The sequence below is a fragment of the uncultured Hymenobacter sp. genome (assembly GCF_964243305.1).
GTDB lineage: Bacteria > Bacteroidota > Bacteroidia > Cytophagales > Hymenobacteraceae > Hymenobacter.
Genome location: NZ_CAXTEF010000074.1, coordinates 1 through 4,321 on the forward strand (window position 1 = coordinate 1; position 4,321 = coordinate 4,321).

A 4,321-nucleotide genomic window follows, 5' to 3' on the forward strand; every position below is an offset into this window, starting at 1 on the left:
GGAGAGGGGGCTAGGGGGTGAGGCAACCGGCCGCGCGTTTTGTTCCCCGTGGAACACGTTGGCCATTTCAGAAAAAACGCTTATCTCGGGAGCCGAAACCGCCACTAACTGCCCGCTGGCGTCCTCCTGCATAAAATCAGCTACCACTGGCAGGCGCTTTTTGCCCACCGAAAGCTTGGGCCGGCAGGCCAGCAAGCCCTTGGTATAGGGGTGCTGCGGGTTGGTGAAGATGTCGAGCACCGGTCCCTGCTCCACTACCCTACCCCGGTACATGACCAGGATGCGGTCGGCGATTTCGGCGACCACGCCGAGGTCGTGGGTGATGAAGATGATGGCCGTCTGGTGCTGGCGGCGCAGCTCGTCGAGCAGGCGCAGGGTGTTGGCCTGCACCGTCACGTCGAGGGCCGTGGTAGGCTCGTCGGCGAGCAGGATGGCGGGCTGGCAGGCCATCGCCATCGCAATCATCACGCGCTGCTTCTGACCGCCGCTGATTTGGTGCGGGTAGCTGCCGAAGATGTTTTCCGGGCGCGGCAGCTGGGCTTCGGTGAAGAGCTGAATGGTGCGCTTCCTCGCGGCTTCTGCGCTCATCTGAGTGTGCAGACGCAGCACTTCCACGACCTGCGAGCCGCAGGTGTAAACCGGGTTGAGCGAGGTCATCGGCTCCTGAAAAATCATGCTGATGTCGTTACCGCGCACCTGCCGCAGCTGGCTTTCGGGCAACGTCAACAAGTTCACTTCGCCCAAAGCCGGCGACTGAAACACGGCCTGGCCAGCGCTGATGCGGCCAGGGGGACGCGGGATTAACCCCAGCAATGCCAGCGACGTGACCGATTTGCCCGACCCCGACTCGCCCACAATGGCCAGCGTCTCGCCCCGGCGCAGCTCAAACGACACATCGTTCACCGCCCGCACGTCGCCGCGGTGCGAAGCGAAATCGATGGTGAGGTTCGTGACGGAAAGCAGCGGCGGGGAGACGGACACGGGCACCTTCAGGAATTAGGAAGGGGTAGGGATTTGGGGCTGCGCGGTGGTATCAACCGGCGTGGCTTCCTGCTGGAAAAAGCGGCTCTGGAAAATCAGAATCAAGGCCACACCGAGAAAGATGGACGAGTCGGCCACGTTAAAGATTGGCCACAGCGAAAGGTACTTCCCGCCTACCAGCGGCCAGCTTTGGGGCAGAAAGCCCTCGTAGATGTCGGCGTAAAGCATGTCGATGACTTGGCCGTGAAACCAGGGGGTAGGCGCGCCAAACGGCGCATTCTTGTAGATGACGCCGTAGAAAATTGAGTCAATTACGTTGCCCACGGCGCCGCCGAGAATGAGCGCCATGCAGGCGATGTAGCCGCTGGCTGCCCGATGCCGCACCAGATATAGAATGTAGTAAACCAGCCCGCCCACGGCCAGCAGCCGGAAGCCCGTGAGCAGCAGCTTACCGAACGGCTCCGGCAGCTCCAGCCCGAAGGCCATGCCCGGATTGAGCGTGTAGTGCAGCTTAAACCACTGCCCGAACACCGGAATCTCGCCGGCCAGGCCGGGCTGCATGTAGGTGTGCACGGCCCACTTGGTAAGCTGGTCGAGGGCGATGACGGCCAGCGCCAGGAGGAAAAACAGCAGCGCGGACGGCCGCCGGGCGGTGAGCGAAGGGTGGGCGAGGGCAGGATTCACGGGCTAAAAATAAGCCGCCAGCAGCAGCGCGACGGAGCAGGTTTCGTGCCTTTTTAGGCGGATTTTCAGGTTTTTGAGCGGTTTCAGACGCCCGGCTTCGAGTCTAGAGCGCCGTTGTGCCCGCCCGGCTTTTTACGGCCCGGCGGACGCTTCAGACTCAGCTGGTTACGACTTCGAGCTTAGCGGCCACGGTTTGGTCGTCAAATTCCAAGGTCGTGGCGTCGCCGTTCAGGTTGCCCGGCACTAGGTCGAGGCTCAGGGCCTGGATTTCGGTGCGGATGTAGTCGCCGAAGCGGGCCACGGCGGCGGCCAGCTCCGGCGGCGTTTGGGCGAGCGAGACGCGGATTTTGTCCTGCACCTCCAGGCCAGAGTCTTTGCGCAGGTTTTGCAGGCGGTTGACCAGCTCGCGGGCCAGGCCTTCCTGGCGCAGCTCGTCGGTCAGCGTCACGTCGAGGGCCACGGTGAGTTGGCCGTCGGTGGCGACAAGCCAGCCGGGCAGGTCCTCGGTGCGGATTTCCACGTCCTCGGCCAGAATCATCACCATCCCTACCCCCTCCACTTCGAGCGGAGTGCCGTCGGTGTTCTGCACAGCCGCGATTTCGGCCTCACTCATTGCCTGAATGCGGGCCGCCACGGCTTTCATCTGGGGCCCAAACTTCTTGCCCAGCACCTTGAAATTCGGCTTCACCGACTTCACCAACACGCCGCTCGTGTCATCCAGAAACTGGACGTGCTTCACGTTCACCTCCGCGCAAATCAGGTCCTCCACCAAGCCGACCTGCTGTCTGGTCGTCTCATTAAGCACCGGCACCAAGATGCGCTGCAAGGGCTGCCGCACCTTCAGCACTGACTTTTTGCGCAGCGAGTGCGTAAGCGAGCTGATGCGCTGCGCCAACTCCATGCGCTCTTCCAGGGCCGGGTCAATCAGGCTGGTTTGCGCTTCGGCCAGCAAGGTTAAGTGCACTGATTCAGCCCCATCCCCCGACCCCTTCCCCTGTGGGGGAAGGGGAGCCGAGGCGGCGCGTTCGTCAGGTTCCCCTTCTCCCGCAGGGGAAGAGGTCGGGGGATGGGGCTGCTTCATGTTCTGGTACAGCCACTCGCTGAAAAACGGCGCGATGGGCGCCATGAGCTGTCCCACGACCATCAGGCACTCGTGCAAGGTTTCGTAGGCGGCCTTCTTATCGGTTGTCAGTTCGCCCTTCCAGAAGCGGCGGCGCGAGAGGCGCACGTACCAGTTCGAGAGCTGGTCGGTGGTGAAATCCTGGATGGCGCGGGCAGCCTTTGTGGGGTCGTAGTCGTCGTAGTAGCCGCGCACTTCCTGTATCAGCGACTGAAGCTTGCTGAGTATCCAGCGGTCCAGCTCCGAGCGCTCGACCATCGGCACGAGGTCCGATTCGTTCGTCTGAAAGCCGTCCAGGTTGGCGTAGAGCGCATAGAACGAGTAGGTGTTGAACAACGTGCCGAAGAAGCGCCGCTGCACTTCCGTGATGCCGACCTGGTCGAACTTGAGGTTGTCCCACGGCGGCGCGTTGGCAATCATGTACCAGCGCGTGGCGTCGGGCCCAAACTGCGCCAGCGTCGCAAACGGGTCCACGGCGTTGCCGAGGCGCTTGCTCATCTTGTTGCCGTTTTTGTCGAGCACGAGGCCGTTGGCAATCACGTTTTTGAAGGCTACCGAATCCTCCAGCATCACGCCCAGCGCGTGCAGCGTGAAAAACCAACCGCGGGTTTGGTCCACGCCTTCGGCGATGAAATCAGCCGGGAAATTCTTGCGGAACTGCTCGGCATTTTCCAGCGGGTAATGCCACTGCGCGTAGGGCATGGCGCCGGAATCAAACCACACGTCAATCAAATCCGGCTCGCGGTACATGGGCTGGCCCGAGGGCGAGACCAGGAAAATATCGTCCACGTAAGGGCGGTGCAGGTCGATTTTGGGTTTATCCCCGGCCCCGCTGACCCCACCCTTAGCCCCTCCCCGATGGGGAGGGGAACTAGTTTCTAGCTCTAGGCTAGAAAGTAAGTTGGAGCTAGAATTAGAGCTAGAAACTAGCCCCCCTTCCCCATCGGGGAAGGGGCTAGGGGATGGGGTGGCCCCGGAGGGCGAGGCGGCTGCCGCATACGGATTATGCGTCATCACCCCTACCCCTACCGCCTTGTCAATCTCCGCTTTCAGCTCCGCAATACTTCCAATACAAATCTCCTCAGTGCCGTCCTGCGTGCGCCAGATGGGTAGCGGCGTGCCCCAGTAGCGCGAGCGGCTCAGGTTCCAGTCCACCAGGTTCTCGAGCCAGTTGCCGAAGCGGCCGGCGCCGGTGCTTTCGGGCTTCCAGTTGATGGTTTTGTTCAGCTCGATGAGGCGGTCTTTCACGGCCGTGGTCCTGATAAACCACGAATCGAGGGGGTAGTAAAGTACCGGCTTGTCGGTGCGCCAGCAGTGCGGGTAGGTGTGCTCGTACTTCTCGACCCGGAAGGCGGTGCCGTCGCCCTTCATCCGAATGGCGATGCTCTCGTCCAGGGTCTTGTAGTCGGCGCCGGATTGGTCGTGACCGTCGTAGTTCTTCACCCAGCGCCCGCCGAATTCGCCCATCTGCGGCACGTAGCGGCCCGTCCGGTCCACGATGGGGCCGAGCTTGCCCTCCGCATCGGGCACGAGCAG

Annotated in this window: 3 protein-coding genes; all 3 read right to left on the bottom strand. The window is 62.2% G+C overall.

What is annotated here, in order from left to right; translation table 11 throughout:
• Positions 1 to 981, bottom strand: a 981-nt coding sequence (locus tag ACFE70_RS19960) for an ABC transporter ATP-binding protein (protein ID WP_375419545.1), incomplete at its 3' end; no start/stop codon positions are given.
• Positions 982 to 996: 15 nt separating this feature from the next.
• Positions 997 to 1,665, bottom strand: coding sequence for a lipoprotein signal peptidase (locus ACFE70_RS19965; RefSeq protein ID WP_375419546.1), 669 nt, complete (start codon positions 1,663 to 1,665; stop codon positions 997 to 999).
• Between the two features lie 157 nt (positions 1,666 to 1,822).
• Positions 1,823 to 4,321 (bottom strand): class I tRNA ligase family protein (locus ACFE70_RS19970; protein WP_375419547.1); only part of this gene is annotated, 2,499 nt, incomplete at its 5' end.